This is a genomic window from Kitasatospora sp. NBC_00458, assembly GCF_036013975.1.
Taxonomy (GTDB): Bacteria; Actinomycetota; Actinomycetes; order Streptomycetales; family Streptomycetaceae; genus Kitasatospora.
Genome location: NZ_CP107904.1, coordinates 688372 through 710124 on the forward strand (window position 1 = coordinate 688372; position 21753 = coordinate 710124).

Sequence of the window (21753 nt, forward strand, 5' to 3'; positions counted from 1 at the left end):
GGAAGGCGCGCCCGCGGGAGGGCCGCGGGCCGGGCGCGGGCCCCGGCTCACACCCCCTCCGCCAGCGCCCGCTGCACCAGCGGGCCGATCAGCGCCAGTGCCTGCTCGTCCATCAGTTCGTCGTGGCCGACGTCCAGCACGTGCTCGTCCAGCCGGCCGCGCAGGTAGGGCGGCCAGACCTTCGCGGGGGCGTCCTCGGGGGCGGTGGTGCGGGCGGCGGTGACGAACAGGGCGTCACCGGTCCAGAGCGGGGTGCGGCTGCGGGCCAGCAGGCCGACGCAGTGCACGTTGGTGTCGACGATGGCGTTCAGCAGCTCCTCGTCGAATCCGGCCAGCACGCCCTGGCTGGCCCGGATCGCGGCGATCGCCTCCTCGCGGCCGACCGCCCGGGCGGTCACCGCCCCCGCGTCCCCGTCCGGCCCGGCGTCCCGGTCCTGCCCTGAGCCCGCTCCCGCGTCCGGCCCGGCGGGGCTCTGCGGCGCCTCGACGCCGAGGCCGGCCACCCCGGCCAGGAACCCCGCCTCCTCCTCCGCGAGCCGCTCGCGGAACGCCGGGTCGGCCGCGAAGGACCAGTCCTCGGTCTCCGGCGGGTAGGCGTCCAGCAGGCCGAGGAAGGCCACCTCCTCGCCGCCCTCCTGGAGCAGCGCCGCCATCGCGTGCGCGACCGTCCCGCCGAAGGAGTAGCCGAGCAGGTGGTACGGGCCCTGCGGCTGCACCGCCCGCACCTCCGCGAGGTACAGCGCGGCCAGCTCCCGGACGTCCGCGACCTGCGGGAGCTCCCCGCGCAGGCCCGGTGACTGGAGGCCGTACAGCGGGCGCTCCCGGTCGAGGTGGCGCAGCAGACCCGCGTACTGCCAGCCGAACCCTGAGGCCGGGTGCACGCAGAACAGCGGCAGCAGCGCGCCCGCCTCCCGCAGCGGCAGCAGGGTGCGCAGCGCGTCCCGGCGGGCGTCGGTCCCGATCCGGGCCGCCACCCCGGCCACCGTCGGAGCGGCCATCAGGGTGGCGACCTGGACCGGGGTGTTGAGCTCGGCCCGGATCCGGCCGGCCAGCCGCATGGCGAGCAGCGAGTGGCCGCCCAGTTCGAAGAAGTTGTCGTCGACGCCGATCCCGGGCAGGCCGAGGACCTCCGCGAAGAGTTCGCGGAGCAGGGCCTCGCGGGCGTCGGCGGGCGGCCGGGAGGTGCCCTGCCCGGCGGGGGCGGGCACCGGCAGCGCGGCGCGGTCGACCTTGCCGTTGACCGTGAGCGGCAGCGCGTCGAGGGCGACGAACGCGGCCGGGACGAGGTACTCGGGCAGGGTGGCGGCGAGTGCGGCGCGCAGCCCGGTGGAGTCCGCCGGGCTGCCGGGGGCGGGCACGGTGTAGGCGACCAGGCGGGTGCCGCCCGGGCCCCGCTGCGGGACGACGGCGGCCGCGGCGACGGCGTCCAGCGCGAGCAGCGCGGACTCGACCTCGCCGGGCTCGACCCGGAACCCGCGGATCTTCACCTGCTGGTCGGTCCGGCCCAGGTAGTCCAGCCGGCCGTCCGGCCGGAACCGCACCTGGTCGCCGGTGCGGTACATCCGCCCGCCGGCCGGGCCGTACGGGTCGGCGACGAACCGGCCGGCGGTCAGGCCGGGGCGGTCGTGGTAGCCGCGGGCCAGGCCGTCGCCGGCCAGGTACAGCTCGCCGGGCACGCCCACCGGGACCGGGCGCAGGGCGTGGTCCAGCACCCGGGCCCGGGTGTTCATGACGGGGCGTCCGACGGTGGCGGTGGCGCTCTCGTCGACACCGGCGCCGAGCGCGTTGACGGTGTACTCGGTGGGTCCGTACAGGTTGTAGCCGGTGGTGCCGCCGGTGCGGTCGAGCAGCTGCCAGAGCGACTCGGGGACGGCCTCGCCGCCGAGCAGGACGAGCAGCGGCCGGTGCCGGCCGTCGGCGAGGAGTCCGGCCTCGATCAGCTGCTGGGCGTAGGACGGGGTGACGTTGACGACGTCGACGCGCTCGCGGTGGTAGTGCGCGACCAGGGCGTCCGGGTCCAGCCGCAGCGCTTCGCCGATGACGTGCACCTCGTGGCCGTCGACCAGCCAGAAGAACTCCTCCCACGACATGTCGAAGGCGAAGGAGACGGTGTGGGCGATCCGCAGCCGCCGGCCGCCGGCCCGGTCCACGGCGGGGCCGAAGATCCTGGCGCGGTGGTTGACCAGCATGGTGGTCAGTCCGCGGTGCGGGACGACGACGCCCTTGGGGCGGCCGGTGGAGCCGGAGGTGTGGATCACGTAGGCCGGGTGGTCGGCGTGGCGCGGGGCGGTGAGGTCGGCGGCGGTCACCGGCCGGTCCGGGGCGGCGGCCAGTTCGGCCCGGCCGTCGGGGTGGTCGAGGACCAGGCGGGGCAGGCCGCCGGGGCGGTCCGCGCCGCCCTGACCGCCCGCGCCGCCCGGCTCCGGCAGGCCGTCGGCGACGGCCGTGACGGTGACCAGGCAGAGCGGGCGGGTGTCGGCGAGCATGTCGGCGAGCCGGGCCGCCGGGTGGTCGAGGTCCAGCGGCAGGTACCCGGCACCGGTGCGCAGCACCGCGAACAGGGCGACCACGAAGTCGGCGGAGCGCGGCAGCGCGAGGGCGACGAACCGTTCGGGCCCGGCGCCGCGGGCGATCAGGGCGTGGGCCAGCCGGTCGGCCCGGCGGTCGAGTTCGGCGTAGGAGAGCCGCTCGCCGCCGAAGACCAGGGCGGTCGCGTCCGGGGTGCGGGCGGCCTGTTCCGCGAGCAGCCGGTCGACGGTGGTGTCGGGGACGGCGTGGCCGGTGTCGTCGCCGAGGCCGAGCAGCCGCTCCAGCTCGGCCGGCTCCGTCGCGGCGAGCCGCCCGACCGGGGTGGCCGGGTCCCCGGGCAGCGAGCGGACCAGCGCGGCGAGCCGGTCGGCCACCGACCGGGCCGTCCCGGCGTCGAACAGGTCCGGCCGGTAGGCGAGGCTCAGCTCCAGGGCCCGGTCGGGCGTCACCGCGAGGGTCAGCGGGTAGTGGGTGCCGTCGACGCTGTGGGTCCAGCCGATCGCGTGGCGGGCGACGGCCTCCTCACGGGCCGAGTCGTCCAGCGGGGTGTTGCGGAACACGTACAGGGTGTCGAAGAGGCGGCCGAAGCCGCTGAGCCGCTGGATCCGGCCGAGGCCCACCTGGTGGTGGGGCAGCAGGGCGGCGTGCTCGCGCTGGACGCGGACCAGCAGGTCGCGCAGCGGCTCCCCCGGCCGCACGGTGACCCGGAACGGGAGGGTGTTCATGAACATCCCGATCATGGTGTCCACGCCCGGCAGCTCCGGCGGCCGCCCGGAGACGGTGGCGCCGAACACCACGTCGTCCGAGCCGGTGAGGCCGGCCAGGGTGAGCGCCCACGCGGTGCTGAGCACCGTGTTGAGGGTGATGCCGCAGGACCGGGCGAAGGCGCGCAGCCCGTCACTGGTCGCCTCGTCCAGGACGATCGGGCAGACCTCGGCGATCACCGGCTGCCGGGCCGGGTCCTCGGGCGCGACCAGGGTGGCCTGGTCGAGGCCGGCCAGGTGGGCGCGCCAGGCCTCCGCCGAGGCCTCGCGGTCGGTGGCCGCGAGGTGGCGCAGGAACTCCCGGTACGGGGTGGCGGGCGCCAGCGCGTCCTCGTCGCCGCCGTGCCGGTAGAGGGCGAACAGCTCCTCGAAGAACAGCGACTCGGACCAGCCGTCGGTGAGGATGTGGTGCTGGGTCACGCAGAGCACGTGGCGCTCCTCGGCGAAGCGGAACAGGGTGACCCGCAGCAGCGGCGGCGCCGCGAGGTCGAACCGGGTGGCGGCGTCGGCGTGCGAGAACTCCTCCAGGGCGCGGTCCTGGGCGGCCCGGTCGAGGTGGCTCAGGTCGGTCTCCCGCCAGGGCAGCTCCCACGCACCGGGCACGATCTGCACCGGCTCGTCGAGTCCCTGGTGCCAGAAGCCCGCCCGCAGGTGGGGGTGGCGCCTCAGCAGCGCCTCGAAGGCGCGGCGCAGCGCGGCCCCGTCGACCGCGTGCAGCAGCTCGACGAAGTTCTGCATCAGGTAGACGTCGAGCGCGCGGTCGTCGTAGACGGCGTGGAAGTACAGGCCCTCCTGGAGCGGGGAGAGCGGCAGCACCTCCTGCGCGTCGGGGCGGAGCTCGGCGGCCAGGGCGCGGACGGCGTCGGGCACGAGCACGGCGGGTCCGGTGCCCGGGCGGTCGGCCCCGGGCGCGGCCTCCGCCGCGGCGGCGGCGAGCCTGGCGGGCGTGCGGTGCTCGAAGACGTGGCGGGGGGTGAGGACCAGCTGCTCCTTGCGGAGCCGGCCGACCAGCTGGATCGAGCTGATCGAGTCCCCGCCGAGGACGAAGAAGTCGTCGTCGGCGCCGGCCGAGGCGAGGCCGAGGACGTCGGCGAAGACCCGGCACAGGACGGTCTCGGCCGGGGTGCGCGGGGCGCGGGAGGCCGGGTCCCCGGTGAGGACGGGGGCGGGCAGCGCGGCCCGGTCGAGCTTGCCGTTGACGTTGAGCGGCAGTGCGTCGAGGACCACCAGGGCGGCGGGGACGAGGTGTTCGGGCAGCACGGCGGCCAGCGCGGTGCGGGCCGCGGCCGGGTCGGCGCCGCCGGTCAGGTAGCCCACCAGGCGGCGCACCCCAGGGGTGTCCTCGCGGACGACCACGGCGGCGGTGGCGACACCGGGCAGTGCGATCAGGGCGGCCTCCACCTCGCCGGGCTCGATCCGGAACCCGCGGATCTTCACCTGCTCGTCGGCCCGGCCGAGGTAGTCGAGGCGGCCGTCGGGCAGCCGGCGGACGAGGTCCCCGGTGCGGTACATCCGGCTTCCGGGCGGGCCGTACGGGTCGGCGACGAACCGGCCCGCGGTCAGGCCCGGCCGGTCGTGGTAGCCGCGGGCCAGCCCGGTCCCGGCCAGGTACAGCTCGCCGGGGGCGCCGTCGGGCGCGGGGCGCAGGGCGTGGTCGAGGACGCGGGCGGCGGTGCCGGCGATCGGCGCGCCGACCAGCGGGCGCGGGCTGTCGGCGAGGTCGGCGGCCAGGGCGTCGACGGTGTACTCGGTGGGCCCGTAGAGGTTGACGGCGCGGACGCCGTCGGCGGCGCGGACGGCGCTCCACTGGGCGGGCGGCACCGCCTCGCCGCCGAGCAGCAGCAGGGCGGGGCGGTGCTCGGCGTCGGTGAGGAGCCCCCAGTCGAGGAGCTGCTGGGCGTAGGTGGGGGTGACGTCGAGGGTGTCGACGCGGTGGTCGCGGACGTAGCGGGTGACGAACTCGGGGTCGCGGCGCTCGGTCTCGTCGAGGAGGTGCAGTTCGTGGCCGGCGAGCAGCCAGAACAGCTGCTCCCAGGAGGTGTCGAAGGAGAACGAGGCGGTGTGCAGGGCCCGCAGCCGGCGGCCGGCGGCCCGGGCGGCCGGGTCGAGCAGCGCCGCCCGGTGGTTGGCGTAGAGGTTGGCGAGGCCGCGGTGGGTGAGGACGACGCCCTTGGGGCGGCCGGTGGAGCCGGAGGTGTAGATGACGTAGGCGGGGTGTTCGGGGTCGACGGCGGGGAGCGCGGCGCCGTCGTCCCCCTCGGGGTCGCCCGGGTGGTCGGGGTCGTCCGGGTCGTCCGGGCCGTCCTTGCCGTCGAGCAGCAGCGGGCGCGGGCCGGCGGCGGGGAGCCGGCCGGCGGCGGCCGCCGTGGTGACCAGGCAGGCCGGGGCCGCGTCGGCGAGCATGTCGGCGAGCCGCTCGGCCGGGTGGTCGAGGTCCAGCGGCAGGTAGGCGGCGCCGCTGCGGAGCACGCCGAGCAGTGCGGTCACGGCGTCCGCCGAGCGCGGGACGGCGAGGGCGACCACCGACTCGGGGCCGATCCCGCGCGCGGCCAGCCGGCGCGCCAGCCCGGCCGAGCGGCGGTCCAGCTCGGCGAAGGTCACGGACCGGCCGCCGGCGACCACCGCGACGGCCTCCGGGGTCGCGGCGGCCTGGGCCGCGAAGCGGTCGGCGACGCTCCCCCCGAACGCGGCGGCCTCCGGGCCGGTCCCGGCCGACACCAGCCGGGCGTGCTCCTCGTCGGTGGTCAGCCGCAGCGCGCCCACGCTCGCGCCGGGGTCGGCGGCGATCCGCTCCAGCAGCGCGGCCAGCCGTTCGCCGATCCGCTCGGCCTGGCGGCCGGTCAGCAGGTCGGGCCGGTACTCCAGGTCGACCTCGGCGGTGCGGCCCAGGGTGACGGCCAGGGTGAGCGGGTAGTGGGTGGCGTCGCGGGCGGTGACGCCGGTGACGGCCGCCCCGCCGGCGAGCGCGGGGCGGGCGGACGGGTCGACGGGGTAGTTCTCGACCACGAGCAGGGTGTCGAACAGCTCGCCGCCGCCCGCCTGCCGCTGGATCCCGTGCAGGCCGAGGTGGTGGTGGGCGAGCAGGTCGTTCTGCTCGGCGCGGAACCGGCGGACCAGGTCGGCGACGGTCTCCTCGGGGCGCACCGCGACCCGGACCGGGACGGTGGTGATGAACAGTCCGATCATCGAGTCGACGCCGGGCAGTTCCTCGGGCCGGCCCGACACGGTCAGCCCGAAGACGGCGTCCCGGCGCCCGGTGAGGGAGCCGAGCAGCAGCCCCCACGCGCACTGGACGAGCGTGCTGGGGGTGGTGCCGAGCCGGCGGGCCGCCGCGGTGAGCGCCTCGGTGGCCTCCTCGGTGAACCGCCGGACGTGCCGGGCCGGGCGGACCGCCCGTCGGCCGGGGTCGGCCGGGGCGAGCAGGGTGGGCCCGTCCGTCCCGGCGAGCGCCGCGTGCCAGGCGCGTTCGGCGGCCGGCCGGTCCTGGTCGGCCAGCCAGCGCAGGTGGTCGCGGTAGGGGCGGACGGCGGGCAGGCCCGCCGGGTCGCCGCCCCGGTCGTAGAGCGCCAGCAGCTCGCGCACCAGGAGCGGCATCGACCAGCCGTCCACCAGGATGTGGTGCACGGTGACGATCAGCCGGTACTCGGTGTCGGCGAGGCGGGCCAGCGCGAGCCGGAGCAGCGGCGGCCGGTGCAGGACGAACCGCTCGGCCAGTTCGGCGCGTTCGGCCCGGTCCAGGGCGCCGCCGTCCGGGTCGGCGGCGTGCTCGGCCCGCAGGTCGGCCTCCCGCACGGCGATCCGCAGCTCGGCGGGGACGAACTGGACGGGCTCGGGCACGTTCTCGTGCCAGAACCCGGCGCGCAGGTTGGCGTGCCGGCGGAGCAGCGCGTCGGCGGCCGCGCCGAGCCGGGCCGCGTCGACCGGGCCGCTCAGCGCGACGGTCAGCTGGACGGTGTAGACGTCCGCGGCCTGCTCGTCGTAGGAGGAGAGGAACAGCATGCCCTGCTGGAGCGGGGAGAGCGGGAGCATGTCCGCGAGGCCGGTCCTGGTCATCGCTGGTCCTTCCACATCTGTTCGAGCATGGCGATCTGGTCCTGGTCGAGGGAGATCAGATCGAGGTCGGAGGGGGTGTGGCCGCCGGCTCCGGCGGCGCCGGCCCAGGCGGCGAGGCCGTCGAGGGCGGTGGTCCACGCCTCGGCGAGGGCACGGGCGGTCGTCTCCGGCAGGGCGCCGGCGGCGGGGATCCAGTCCGCGACCAGCCGGGGGCCGTCGGGGCCGGGGTCGATCCGGGCGACGATCTCCAGCGGGTGGGAGAGCGGGCTCCCGGGGTCGGGCCCGACGTCCAGGGCGTCGGCCTCGGGTGCCGGTCCCCAGGCGGTGCCGGGGGTGTGGGTGCGGCGGCCGAGGTAGTTCCAGAGCACCTCGGGCCGGTCGGCCGGGTCGAAGCGGCGGGCGGTGGCGGCGTTGGCGTAGCGGAGCAGGCCCGCGCCGATCCCGCCGGCGGGGACGGCCCGCAGCTGTTCCTTGACCGCCTTGAGGGCGCGTCCGGCGTCCTCGCCGCCGCTCAGGGCGGCGGCCGGGTCGACGGGGCCGGCGGCGAGCCGCACCGGGTGGAGGCTGGTCAGCCAGCCGACGGTGCGGGAGAGGTCGGCGCCGGGCAGCAGGTCCTGTTCCCGGCCGTGGCCCTCCAGTTCGACCGGCAGTCCGCCGGCCGCCCGCCCCGGGTCGAGGCGGGCCGCGGCCAGGGCGAGCGCGGTGAGCAGCACGTCGTTGACGGTGCCGTGGACGGCCCCGGGGACGGCGTCCAGCAGCGGCGCGGTCCGTTCGGCGGAGAGGGTGACGGTGAACGGGCGGGCGGTGGCGGCGGTGTCCAGGGCCGGGTCCAGCGGGCGGGAGGCGAGCGGGCGGCGGCCCTCCCCGGCGGCCCCGGCGGCCAGCCAGTGGTCGAGTTCGGCGGTCCGGCGGGGGCTGTGGGCCTCGGCGAGGAGGTGCTCGGTCCAGGCGCGCAGCGAGGTGGCGACCGGTTCGAGGACCGGCGGGCGGCCGGCGGCGGCGTCCTGCCAGGCGGTCCGCAGGTCGTCCAGCAGGATGCCCCAGGAGACCTCGTCGACCGCGAGGTGGTGGGCGGTCAGCAGCAGGCGGCCCGCCTCCCCGGGGCCGGTGTCGAGGTGGACGGCCTCCAGGAGGCGGCCGTCGCCGGGGCTCAGCCGGCCCACCGCCGCGGCCGACTCGGCGGTGACCAGGGCGCGGAGCGCCGCCTCGTCGAGGCCGTCGGCGGGTCGGGCGCGCAGGTGGTCGGCGGCGGTCACGGCCCCGGGCGGGGCCGCGACGGCCGACCAGACGCCGGGGGCCGGCCGGTGGAGGACCTGGCGCAGGCCGGCGTGCCGGTCGAGCAGCGCCTGGAGGGCGGCGGCCAGGTCGGGGGTGCGGACGCCGGGCGGCAGGAGCACCAGCCGGGTCTGGGCGATCCGGTCGACCGGGCCGCCGCGTTCGGCGAGCCAGTGGGCGATCGGCGGCAGCGGCAGCGGGCCGGTGCCGTCGTCGTGCGGCCTGGGGCCGCCCCGGGCGGTTCCGGCGGCCGGGGCGGCCGGGGCCGCGAGTCCGGCGAGCCGGGCGGGGGTGGGCGCCTCGAAGACCTGGCGGGCGGTCAGGGTCAGACCGGCCTTGCGGGCCAGCGAGACCAGTCGGATGGAGACGATGCTGTCGCCGCCGAGTTCGAAGAAGTCGGCGTGCGGGTCGACGGCGGGCAGGCCGAGGGCCTCGGCCATCACCCGGGCCAGCACGGCGGCGGGATCGGCGGTGGCGGGATCGGTGGCGGCGCGCTCGGTGGCGGGCGCGGTGGCCGGGCCGGCGGGCGGCGCCGGCAGCGCCCGGCGGTCGAGCTTGCCGTTGACGGACAGCGGCAGGGCGTCCAGCAGGACGACGGGCGCCGGGACCATGTACGCGGGCAGCCGTTCCGCCGCGAGCTTGCGCAGGTGGCGGGCGTCCGGCTCGGCCCCGGGCACCGGGACGACGTACCCGATCAGCCGCGCACCCCCGGAGCCGGACTCGCGGACCGCCGCGGCGGCCTGGGCGACCCCCGGCAGCGTGCCGAGCACCGCCTCCACCTCGCCGAGTTCGATCCGCAGGCCGCGCAGCTTGACCTGGTCGTCGGTGCGGCCGAGGTAGTGCACCCGGCCGTCCGCCGTCCGCCGGGCGAGGTCCCCGGTGCGGTACATCCGGCTGCCGGGCGGCCCGTACGGGTCGGCGGTGAAGCGTTCGGCGGTGAGCGCCGCCCGGTTCAGGTAGCCCCGGGCCAGCTGCACCCCGGTCAGGTACAGCTCGCCGGGCGTGCCGAGCGGGACGGGCCGCAGCCGTGCGTCCAGCACCCGGACCCCGGTGTTCCACACCGGGCGGCCGATCGGGACGCCGTCGCCGGGGCGGCCGGCGCCGGGCCGGGCGTGCTCGGCGGCGACGTGCTCGGCGGTGACGTCGACCGCCGCTTCGGTGGGCCCGTAGAGGTTCTCCAGGGCCACCTCCCGGCCGGCGGCGGACGCCCGGAAGCGCTCGGCGAGGTCGACCGGCAGGGCCTCCCCGCTGCACACCACCCGCCGCAGCGACGGGCACTCGGCGAGCCGCCGGTCGGCCAGGAAGGCGGCGAGCATGGAGGGCACGAAGTGGGCGACGGTGGCCCGGTGGCGGCGGACCAGGTCGGCCAGGTAGCCGGGGTCGCGGTGCCCGTCGGGGCGGGCGACCACCACGGGGACGCCCGCGGCGAACGGCCAGAACAGCTCCCAGACCGAGACGTCGAAACCGGCCGGGGTCTTGTGCAGCACCCGGTCGTCCCCGCCGAGCGGGTAGGCGTCCTGCATCCACCGCAGGCGGTTGACGATCGCGGCGTGGCTGACCTGCACGCCCTTGGGCAGACCGGTGGAGCCGGAGGTGAAGATGACGTACGCGGGGTGGTCCGGGTCCAGCGGGGCGAGCCGGTCGCGGTCGGTGACCGGGCCGGCCGGGAGGGCCGCCAGCGCGGCCTCCGTGCCCGGGTCGCCGAGCAGGACGACGGTGGGGCCCTCGGTCGCGGGTGCGCCGGGGGTAGCGGGCGCACCGGGGGTAGCGGGTGCGTCGGGGGTAGCGGGTGCGCCGGGAGCGCCGGCCGGCAGTCGGCCGGCCGATCCGGGGTCGGTGAGGACGCAGACCGGGCGGGCCGTGCCGAGGAGGTGGCGCAGCCGCTCGGCCGGGTGGTCGAGGTCCAGCGGCAGGTAGGCGCCGCCGGCGCGGACCACCGCGTGCACGGCCACCAGCAGGTCGGCGGAGCGCGGCAGCGCGACGGCGACCACGCTCTCCGGGCCGACCCCGCGGGCGATCAGCAGCCGGGCGAGCCGGTCCGCGCGGTCGTCGAAGGCGGCCCGGGACAGCTCGGCGCCGTCCGTCAGCACCGCGGGTCCGGCGGCGCCCGGCCGGGCTCCGGCGGCGACCAGGGCGGGCAGGGTGGCCGGGTCCCCGGGGCCGGCCGGCCGGTCGGTGGGCTCCGGTCCGTACAGGGCGAGCGCGCGTTCGCCGTCGGCCATCGGGTCGAGGTCGGCGAGGGGCCGCGCCGGGTCGGCGACGGCCTGCTCCGCGAGGCGGACCAGCCGGTCGGCGAGGGTGCGGGCGGTCGCGTCGTCGAAGCGGTCCCGGCTGTACCGGACGCCGCCATCCAGCCGTCCGCTGCCGTCGGCGGCGGGGCCGGCCGCCACCTCCAGGTCGAACTTGGCGCCGCCGGTGTCCACCAGCAGTTCGGCCGCGGCGGCTCCGAGGAGCCGGGCCGGGGCGGGGGCCGCGGAGTGGAAGGTGACCATGGTCTGGAAGAGCGGGTGGCGTCCGGCCGTACGGGTCGGCGCGACCGCCCGGACCACCTGCTCGAACGGCAGGTCGGCGTGGTCGAAGGCGGCCAGGTCGGCGTCGCGCACCCGCTCCAGCAGCGTGCCGAAGTCCGGGGTGCCGGACAGGTCGGTGCGCAGCGCCAGGGTGTTGAGGTGGTAGCCGATCTGGCCCTGGAGCGCGGCGTCGGTGCGGGCCGAGACGGGCGCCCCGACCACGATGTCCTCCCCCGCTCCGAGCCGGTGCAGCAGGGTGGCGACCAGGGCGTGGACGGCCATGAACAGGGTCGCGCCGTGGGCGCGGGCGAGCGCGGCGAGCGCCGCGGTGGTGTCGGCGGGGAGTTCGAACAGGGCGACGGCGCCCCGGTGGGTGGGCCGGACCGGCCGGGAGCGGTCGGCGGGCAGCGCGACCTCCTCGGGCGCGCCGGCCAGCGCACGCGTCCAGTACTCCCGCTGCCGGTCCCCGACCCGGGCCAGCAGCTCACCCTGCCAGCGGGCGAAGTCCGCGTACTGGAGCGGGAGTTCGTCGAACTCGGGGGCCCGGCCGGCCCGCCGGGCGGCGTACGCGGTGTCGAGGTCGGCGAGCAGCGGGGCGGTGGACTCCTCGTCTCCGGCGATGTGGTGCAGCGTCAGCAGCAGGACGTGCTCGCGCTCGGCGGCCCGCAGCAGGTGGGCGCGGAACGGCGGCTCGGCCGCGAGGTCGAACGGCGGGGCGAGCAGGGTGCGGAGCGTGGCGTCGAGCCCCTCCCCGCCGACCGGCAGCACGGTGAGCGGGACGGGCCGCGCACCGGGGGCGAGGACGTGCTGGTAGGGCTCGCCGTCGTGCTCCCGCACCACGGTGCGCAGGCTCTCGTGCCGGGCGGCGACGTCGGCGAGGGCGGCGGCGAGGGCGCCCGGGTCGAGCGCTCCGGTGAGCCGGACCGCGATCGGGACGTGGTAGGCCGCGCCGGAGTCCTGCACCTGGTCGAGCAGCCAGAGGCCGAGCTGGCCGGGCGAGAGCGGCGGGTGTTCCGGGCGCGGGCCCGCGGCGGGCTCCGGGCGGTCGGTCCCGGCCCGCTCGGCGAGCCGGGCGGCGAGCGCGGCCGGGGTCGGTGCGGCGAAGACGTCGCGGACGGCGGTGTCGGTCCGCAGGACGGCGCGGATCCGCCCGGCCAGCCGGGTGGCCAGCAGGGAGTGGCCGCCGAGGGCGAAGAAGTCGTCCTCGGGCCCGACCTCCGGCAGGTCGAGGACGGTGGCGAAGGCGCCGCAGAGCAGCTCCTCGCGGGTGTCGCGGGGCGGACGGGAGAGCGGCACGGCCGGACCGGCCGGGGCGGGCAGGGCCGCGCGGTCCAGCTTGCCGTTGGCGGTCGTCGGCAGCTGCGGCAGGACGACCACGGCGGCGGGCACCAGGTAGTCGGGCAGCGAGGCGGCGAGGGCGCGGCGCAGGGCGGCCGGGTCGGCGGCGCCGGTGGCGTAGCCGACCAGGCGCCGGTGGCCGGGGGTGTCCTCGCGGACCAGCGCGGCGGCGGCGCCGACGCCGGGCTGCCGGGCCAGCGCGGCCTCCACCTCGCCGAGTTCGATCCGGAACCCGCGCAGCTTCACCTGGTCGTCGGTCCGGCCCAGGTACTCCAGCGCACCGTCCGCACGCCGCCGGGCGAGGTCCCCGGTGCGGTACATCCGGCCGCCCGGCGGACCGAACGGGTCGGCGGTGAACCGCTCGGCGGTCAGCGCCGCCCGGTTCAGGTAGCCCCGCGCCAACTGCACCCCCGCGAGGTACAGCTCCCCCGGCACACCCGCCGGCACCGGCCGCAGCCGCGCGTCCAGGACGTGGGCCCGGGTGTTGTCCAGCGGGCGTCCGATCACCGGCCCGGCGGCGTCCGCCGCCTCCGCCACCAGCGCGTCGACGGTGGCCTCGGTCGGGCCGTAGTAGTTGACGACCCGGACGTCCGGGTGGCCGCGCAGCTCGTCCCAGAGGTCGGGCGGCACGCCCTCGCCGCCGAGCAGCAGCACCGGCGGCCGGTGGGCCCCCGCCAGCAGGCCCGCGTCCAGCAGCTGCCGGGCGTACGACGGGGTGACGTCGAGGGCGTCGATCCGGTGCTCGGCGCAGTAGCCCACGACGGCCTCCGCGTCGCGGCGGACGGTGTCGTCGAGCAGGTGCAGCTCGTGGCCGGCGACCAGCCAGAGCAGCTGCTCCCAGGAGGAGTCGAAGGAGAACGACGCGGTGTGCAGGGCGCGCACCCGGCGGCCCAGCCCGGCGGCGACCGGGCGGTAGAGGGTGCGGTCGTGGTCGTGGAACAGGTTGTCGAGTCCGCCGTGGGTGAGGACGACGCCCTTGGGGCGGCCGGTCGAGCCCGAGGTGTAGACGACGTAGCACACCTGGGCCGGGTCGGCCGGGAGGTGGACGGGCCCGGTCGGTCCGGCGGCGAGGGCGGCGGCGGTGGCGGGGTCGTCGAGGAGGACGGCCGGGGTGCCGGGCGGCAGCAGCCGGGCGCCCGCTCCGGTGGTGAGGACGGTGCCGGGGGCCGCGTCCGCCAGCATGTGGGCGAGCCGCTCCGCGGGCAGCCCGAGGTCGAGCGGCAGGAACCCGCCGCCGAGGCGCAGCACGGCCAGTGCGGCGGCCACCGCGTCGGCGGTGCGCGGCAGGGCGAGGGCGGTCAGCGTGCCCGGTCCGGCGCCGTCGGCGAGCAGCAGCCGGGCGATCCGGTCGGCGCGGTCGTCGAGTTCACGGAAGGTCAGGCGCTCGGCGCCGGCCACCACGGCCGTGGCGCCGGGGGTGGCCGCGGCCCGGGCGGCGAACTCCTCGGCGGCGGTGGTGGCCGGGCGGGCGCGGCCGGTGGCGTTCCAGCGGTCCAGCTCGGCGTGCTCGCCGGGGGACAGCAGGTCGAGCCGGCCGACCGGGGTGGCGGGGTCGGCCGTCACCAGGGTCAGCAGGCGGACCAGGCGGGCGGCCAGGGTCTGCACCGTGGCGCGGTCGAACAGGTCGGTGGCGTAGCGGATGCCGCCCACCAGTCCGCCCTCGGCCGGGTCGCCGGGCGGCAGGTCGTCGCGGGCCGGGTCGTCGGTGGAGGTGCCGACGGTGGAGGTGCCGCCAGTCGAGGTGCTGACGGTCCGGGCGGGCCGGAGCACCACGTCCAGGTCGAACTTGGCGGCGCCGGGATCGACGGCCACCTGCTCGGTGGCGAGGCCGAACAGCCGGGAGGTGTCGGGGCCCGCCTCCTCCAGGGCCACCATGGTCTGGAACAGCGGGTGGCGGCCGGGCGACCGGGGCGGCGCGAGCTCCTCCACCACCCGGTCGAACGGCACGTCGGCGTGGTCGAGTGCGGCCAGGTCGGCGGCACGGACCCGCTCCAGCAGCTCGGCGAACGTCGGGTCGCCGGACAGGTCGGCCCGCAGCACCACCGTGTTGACGAAGAAGCCCACCAGCCCGTCCAGCGCCGCCTCCCCGCCGCGCCCCGCGACCGGGGTCCCGAGCGGGACGTCGTCACCGCCGCCGAGCCGGTGCAGCAGCGCCGCCACCGCCGCGTGGACGGCCATGAACGGCGTGGCGCCGTGCGCCGCGGCGAGCGCGCGCAGGCGTGCGGTGACGTCCGCCGGGACGGCGAACCCGACGGTGTCGCCGCGGCCGCTCGGGACGGCCGGCCGGGGGCGGTCGGCGGGCAGCGGGACCTCCTCCGGCAGCCCGGCCAGCGCCGTCCGCCAGTGCGCGAGCTGGGGCGCCGGGTCCAGGCCCGCCTGCCAGAGCGCGAAGTCCGGGTACTGCACGGGGAGTTCGGCGAACTCCGGGGCCCGCCCGGCGAGCCGCGCCGCGTACCCCGCCTGGAGGTCGGCAACCAGCGGGGCGAACGACGCCTCGTCGGCGGCGATGTGGTGCAGCAGGAGCACCAGGATCCGGCCGCCGTCGGGGGCGCACAGCAGGGTGGCCCGCAGCGGCGGTTCGACGGCCAGGTCGAAGGGCCGGGCGGCCTCCTCCCGGGCGGCCGCGACGAGGTCGCCGGGGACGTCGCGGACGGTCAGCGGCGCGGCGGCGGCCGCCTCGGCCGGGGTCAGCACCCGCTGGTACGACTCGCCGTCCAGGACCTCGAAGACGGTCCGCAGGCTCTCGTGCCGGGCCGTCAGGTCGGCGACGGCGTCCGCGAGCGCGGCCGCGTCCAGCCGTCGGCCGTCCGCGTCGTCGATCCGCAGGGCCAGCGGCAGGTGGTACGCGGTACCGGGCCCCTCCAGCTGGTCCAGGAACCAGAGCCGCCGCTGGCCGGCGGAGAGCGGCAGGCGGTCGGGCCGGGGACCGGCCGTGAGGGCGGGGCGCTCGACGGCGGTCCGGCCGGCCAGCCGGGCGGCGAGCGCGGCCGGGGTCGGCGCCTCGAAGACGTCCCGGACGGCCACCGGGACGCCGAGCGCGGCCCGGATCCGGGCCGCGGCCCGGGCGGCGAGCAGCGAGTGGCCGCCGAGCGCGAAGAAGCCGTCCTCGGCGCCCGCCCCGGACAGGCCGAGCACCTCCGCGAAGGCCGCGCAGACGGCGTGCTCGGTGGGGGTGGCCGGGGGCCGTCCGGCCGCGGCGGGCCGGTCGGGGGCGGGCAGCGCGCGCCGGTCGGTCTTGCCGTTGGCCGTCAGCGGCAGCGACTCCAGCACCACGACCACCGACGGCACCATGTACTCGGGCAGCACCGCCGCCAGCGCGCGGCGCAGCTCCTCGGGGTCGACCGCTCCGGTGACGTACCCGACCAGCTGCTGCCGGCCCGGCTCGTCCTCGCGCACCAGCGCGACCGCCCGGCCGACACCCGGCAGCGCCGCCAACGCGGCCTCCACCTCACCGAGTTCGATCCGGAACCCGCGCAGCTTCACCTGGTCGTCGGTCCGCCCCAGGTACTCCAGCGCACCGTCCGCACGCCGCCGGGCGAGGTCCCCCGTGCGGTACATCCGGCCGCCGGGCGGACCGAACGGGTCGGCGGTGAACCGCTCGGCGGTCAGCGCCGCCCGGTTCAGGTAGCCCCGCGCCAGCTGCACCCCCGCGAGGTACAGCTCCCCCGGCACACCCGACGGCACCGGCCGCAACCGCGCGTCCAGGACGTGGGCCCGGGTGTTGTCCAGCGGGGTGCCGATGGCGGGGACGCCCCGGTGGCCGGCCGACAGCTCCGCCGCCGTCGCCCACACCGTCACCTCCGTCGGCCCGTACACGTTCGTCACCCGCCCGCACACACCCGCCAACCGCTCCGCCAACCCCGCCGACAGAGCCTCACCACCCACCAGCACATGCACCCCCCGCAACGACACCGCAGGCGCCTCCGCCAACAACCCCTCCCACAGACTCGGCGTCCCCTGCACCACCACCGGACCCACCCGATCCACCAACGCCGACAACGCCAACGGATCCCGCACCGTCCCCCGATCCGCCAACACCACCGTCGCCCCACGCACCAACGGACCGAACAACTCCAGACCCGCGATGTCGAACGACACCGTCGTCACCGCCACCAACGAATCACCCGGCCCCAACCCCAACCGACCGTCCATCGCCGCAAGGAAGTTCGCAAACGCCCCGTGCGACACCACCACACCCTTCGGCCGACCCGTCGACCCCGACGTGTGGATCACATACGCCGCCGCCCCCGCATCCACCGGGGTGAACGGCGCAGGCTGCGCCGCGGCGATCTCGGCGGCGGCCGCCGGGTCGTCGAGCAGCAGCACCGGCACCCCTTCGGGTACGGCCCGCGCGGTCTCCCCGACCGCCACCGTGCACACCGGCGACGCATCCTGCGCCATGAACGCCAACCGCTCCGCCGGGAACCCCGGATCCAACGGCAGATACCCCGCCCCCGACCGCAACACCGCCACCATCGCCACCACCAGGTCCACCGACCGCGGCAACGCCAACCCCACAAAACACCCCGGACCCGCACCCCGACCCACCAGCACCGACGCCAACCGACCCGAACGCACCCCCAACTCCCGGTACGTCAACACCTCCTCACCCACCACCAACGCCACCGCATCCGGCACCTCCCGCACCCACCCCGCCAACCGCTCCACCACCGAAACGGCAGGGCCGGTGGTGGCGGCGGCGTCGCCGAGGGCCAGCAGCCCGGCCAGTTCGGCGGGCTCCAGCAGCTCCAGGCCGTCGACCCGCCTGCCGGGGTCGGCCACCACCTGCTCCAGGAGCCGCAGCAGCCGGCCGGAGAGCGCCTCGGCGGTCGACCGGTCGAAGAGGTCCGCCGAGTAGAACAGCCGCAGGTCGAGATCGTCCCCGTGGGCGGTGTCGGCGAAGGTGAACTCCAGGTCGAAGCGGGCGGTGCCCGGGTCGAACAGCTCCATCCGGGCCGGGTGGCCGAACATCACCGAGGTGTCCAGCGTGACGGTGTTGTGCGACACCATGGTCTGGAAGAGCGGGTGGCGGCCGAGCGCGCGCGGCGGGTTGACGGTCTCGACGACCCGGCCGAACGGCACGTCGGCGTGGTCGAGCGCGGCCAGGTCGGCGGCGCGGACCCGCTCCAGCAGCTCGGCGAACGTCGGGTCGCCGGACAGGTCGGCCCGCAGCACCACCGTGTTGACGAAGAAGCCCACCAGCCCGTCCAACGCGGCCTCCCCGCCGCGCCCGGCGACCGGGGTGCCGAGCGGGACGTCGTCACCGCCGCCGAGCCGGTGCAGCAGCGCCGCCACCGCCGCGTGCGCCACCATGAACACACTGGTGCCGCTCTCCCGGGCCAGCCGGCGGACCGCGCCGGCCAGCGACCCGGGCAGCCGGCGGGTGACCAGACCCCCGCGGCCGCTCGGGACGGCCGGTCGGGGCCGGTCGGTGGGCAGCGCGATCTCCTCCGGCAGCCCGGCCAGCGCCGTCCGCCAGTGCGCGAGCCGGGGCGCCGGGTCCAGGCCGGCCTGCCAGAGCGCGAAGTCCGCGTACTGCAACGGGAGTTCGGCGAACGCGGGGGCCCGCCCGGCGATCCGCGCCGCGTACCCCGTCTGGAGGTCCGCCACCAGCGGCCCGCGGGAGGCCTCGTCGCCCGCGATGTGGTGCAGGGCCAGCACGAGGGTCGCGGCCCCGGAGGGCTCCCGCAGCAGGGTGGCCCGCAGCGGCGGTTCGGCGGTCGGGTCGAAGCGGTGGGCGAGCGCGGCGGCGATCTCCCGGTCCACCCGGTCGGCCGGGACGTCGCGGACGGTCAGCGGCGCGGCCGCCGCCGTCTCGGCCGGGGTCAGCAGCCGCTGGAACGGCTCGCCGTCCCGCTCGCCGACGACGGTGCGCAGGCTCTCGTGACGGATCGTCAGATCGGCGAGAGCGGCCCCGAGGGCGGCCGCGTCGGGGGTCCCGTCGATCCGGGCGACGAAGGGGATGGTGTAGGTCGCACTCGGCCCCTCGACCTGGTACTGGAACCAGAGGCCGCGCTGCGCGGCGGAGAGCGGCAGCGGGTCGGGGCGGGGACCGGCCGTGAGGGCGGGCCGGTCGGTGGCGGTCCGCCCGGCCAGCCGGGCCGCGAGCGCGGCCGGGGTCGGGGCCTCGAAGACGTCGCGGATCGCCGCGTCGACGCCCAGGTGGCGCCGGACCCGGCCGGCGGCCCGGGCGGCGAGCAGCGAGTGGCCGCCGAGCGCGAAGAAGTCGTCGTCGGCGCCCACGGCGGGCAGGCCGAGCACCTCGGCGAGGATGCCGCAGATCGCCGCCTCGGCGGGGGTGGCCGGGGGCCGTCCGGCCACGGCGGGCCGGTCGGGGGCCGGCAGCGCGCGCCGGTCGGTCTTGCCGTTGGCCGTCAGCGGCAGCGCCTCCAGCACCACGACCACCGACGGCACCATGTACTCGGGCAGCACCGCCGCCAGCGCCCGGCGCAGCTCCTCGGGGGACGGCGGCGCGGCCGCCTCGGCGGAACCGGCACCGGATCCGCCTGCGCTGTCGGATGCGGGCGCGGGTGCGGGTGTGGCTGCGGTGACGTACCCGACCAGCTGCTGCCGGCCCGGCTCGTCCTCGCGCACCAGCGCCACCGCCCGACCGACACCCGGCAGCGCCGCCAACGCGGCCTCCACCTCACCGAGTTCGATCCGGAACCCGCGCAGCTTCACCTGGTCGTCCGTCCGCCCCAGGTACTCCAGCGCACCGTCCGCACGCCGCCGCACGAGGTCCCCCGTCCGGTACATCCGGCCGCCCGGCGGACCGAACGGGTCCGCCACGAACCGGCCCGCCGTCAGGCCGGGCCGCCCGAGGTAGCCGCGCGCCAGCTGCTCCCCGGCGAGGTACAGCTCACCCGGTACGCCCGCCGGGACCGGCTGGAGGGCGCCGTCCAGGACGAGGGCGCGGACCTGCGGGAAGGGGGTGCCGATGGCGGGGACGCCCCGGTGGCCGGCCGACAGCTCCGCCGCCGTCGCCCACACCGTCACCTCCGTCGGCCCGTACACGTTCGTCACCCGCCCACACACCCCAACCAACCGCTCCGCCAACCCCGCCGACAGAGCCTCACCACCCACCAGCACATGCACCCCCCGCAACGACACCGCAGGCGCCTCCGCCAACAACCCCTCCCACAGACTCGGCGTCCCCTGCACCACCACCGGACCCACCCGATCCACCAACACCGACAACGCCAACGGATCCCGCACCGTCCCCCGATCCGCCAACACCACCGTCGCCCCACACACCAACGGACCGAACAACTCCAGACCCGCGATGTCGAACGACACCGTCGTCACCGCCACCAACGAATCACCCGGCCCCAACCCCAACCGACCGTCCATCGCCGCAAGGAAGTTCGCAAACGCCCCGTGCGACACCACCACACCCTTCGGCCGACCCGTCGACCCCGACGTGTGGATCACATACGCCGCCGCCCCCGCATCCACCGGCACACCGTCCAACGGCTCCGCGGACTCCACCTCACGGGCCGTCTCCGGATCGTCCAGCACCAACACCGGCAACCCGGCCGGCAGCACCCCGACGGTCTCCCCGACCGCCACCGTGCACACCGGCGACGCGTCCTGCGCCATGAACGCCAACCGCTCCGCCGGGAACCCCGGATCCAACGGCAGATACCCCGCCCCCGACCGCAACACCGCCACCATCGCCACCACCAGGTCCACCGACCGCGGCAACGCCAACCCCACAAAACACCCCGGACCCGCACCCCGACCCACCAGCACCGACGCCAACCGACCCGAACGCACCCCCAACTCCCGGTACGTCAACACCTCCTCCCCCACCACCAACGCCACCGCATCCGGCACCTCCCGCACCCACCCCGCCAACCGCTCCACCACCGGAGCGGTCCGCACGGGGACCCCGGCGTCCGGGAGCGCGAGGGCCTCGCGGCGCCGCTCGGCGGTCAGCAGCGGGAGCCGTCCCACCGCAGGACCGGACCCGTCGGCGGCGGCGAGCGAGCGCAGCAGGGTGAGGAACTCCGCGCACCGCTCCGCGAGTTCGTCCTCCCGGTAGGTCCGCGGGTTGGCGTCGAGCTCGAACCGGACGCGGCTGCCGCCGTCCAGGTAGACCGAGAGGGTGAGGTCGTCCACCGGCCCGGCGGCGAGGTTGCGGGCGGTGCCGGGGGCGCCGTCGAAGTCGAGCTGGTAGTCGAACGCCTTGATGTTGACCATCGGACCGAACAGGCCGTGACGGCGCCCGGCCGGGTCGAGGTCGCGCCGGATCTCCTCCGCGCGGTGGTTCTGGTGCCGGCGCAGGTCGCGCACCCTGCGGACCACCTGGGCCACCAGGTCGCCGAAGGCCGTGCCGGGGGCGACGGACAGCCGCAGCGGCAGGACGTTCACCTTCATCGCGGGCACGGTGAGCGCCACCGAGCCGAGGCGCGTCATCGCGGGCAGGGCCAGCACGACGTCCCCGGCGCCGGTCATCCGGTGCAGGTAGCCGGCGAAGGCCGCGGTGAGCACGTCCGCCCAGGTGGCGCGGGCGGTGCGGGCGAGGGCCAGCAGCCCGTCGCTCTCCTCGGCGGTCAGGGTCGCGCCGGTGCGCAGGAAGTCCGGGGCGGCCGGGTGGCCTGCGCCCGCCAGCGGCGCGGGCTCGGGCCGGTCGGCCAGCCGCTCCGCCCAGTAGGCGCGGTCGGCGGTGCTGCGCTCGGAGTCCCGGTACGCGGCCTCCTCGTCGAGCAGGTCGGCCAGCCGGCCGGGGGCCGCGGGCGGCGGCTCCTCGCCGCGGGCCAGCGCGGTGTGCAGTTCGGCGGTGCGCCGGGCGACCAGGGTGAAGCCGTAGGCGTCGAGCGCGATGTGGTGGACGCGCTGGTACCAGAGCACCCGGTCGTCGGCGACGGTGTAGAGGGCGTAGCCGAAGAGCCGGTCGGCGGCCGGGTCCACCGGGCGGGTGAGGTCGGCGCGCATCAGCTCCAGGGCGGCGGCGTCCGGATCGGCCGCGGCGCGCAGGTCGGCCCGCTCCAGCGGCCAGTCGGTCTGCGGGGCGGGTTCCTGGTACGGGGCGCCGTCCTCCTCGCCGAAGCGCATCCCGAGCGCCTCGGCCTCGCCGACCGCGCGGCGCAGTGCCGTCTCGAAGACCTCCTGGTCGAACCGCCCCCGGATCTCCACGTACTGGCCCACGTTGTACGCGGTGTTGCCGGGTTCGAGTCGCTGCCCGTACCAGACTCCGGTCTGGGCTCCGGTGAGCGGGAGGCGGCTCTGGGGGCGGTCGTTCATGGTGGCGGTGCTCCTGGGTCTGGGACTGGGCGGGCGGG

2 protein-coding genes and 3 pseudogenes are annotated in these 21753 nt (G+C 77.4%); all 5 read right to left on the reverse strand.

Features of this window, described 5'->3' with window-relative positions:
- Positions 1-47 precede the first annotated feature (47 nt).
- Positions 48-7346, reverse strand: a complete 7299-nt coding sequence (locus OG550_RS02775; RefSeq protein ID WP_327674100.1) for a non-ribosomal peptide synthetase — start codon at positions 7344-7346, stop codon at positions 48-50.
- Positions 7343-9232: a condensation domain-containing protein gene (locus tag OG550_RS32715; protein WP_442906127.1), complete on the reverse strand. Its 1890-nt coding sequence runs from the start codon at positions 9230-9232 to the stop codon at positions 7343-7345. Before OG550_RS32715 ends, OG550_RS02775 begins: the two co-directional genes overlap by 4 nt.
- Positions 9218-10843, reverse strand: a pseudogene (locus OG550_RS32720) (amino acid adenylation domain-containing protein); the annotation flags it as partial. The pseudogene OG550_RS32720 and the gene OG550_RS32715, both read right to left, overlap by 15 nt.
- A pseudogene (locus OG550_RS32725) lies at positions 10835-17140 on the reverse strand (amino acid adenylation domain-containing protein); the annotation flags it as partial. The pseudogenes OG550_RS32720 and OG550_RS32725, both read right to left, overlap by 9 nt.
- A gap of 57 nt (positions 17141-17197) precedes the next feature.
- Positions 17198-21715, reverse strand: a pseudogene (locus OG550_RS32730) (amino acid adenylation domain-containing protein); the annotation flags it as partial.
- Positions 21716-21753: the final 38 nt, after the last annotated feature.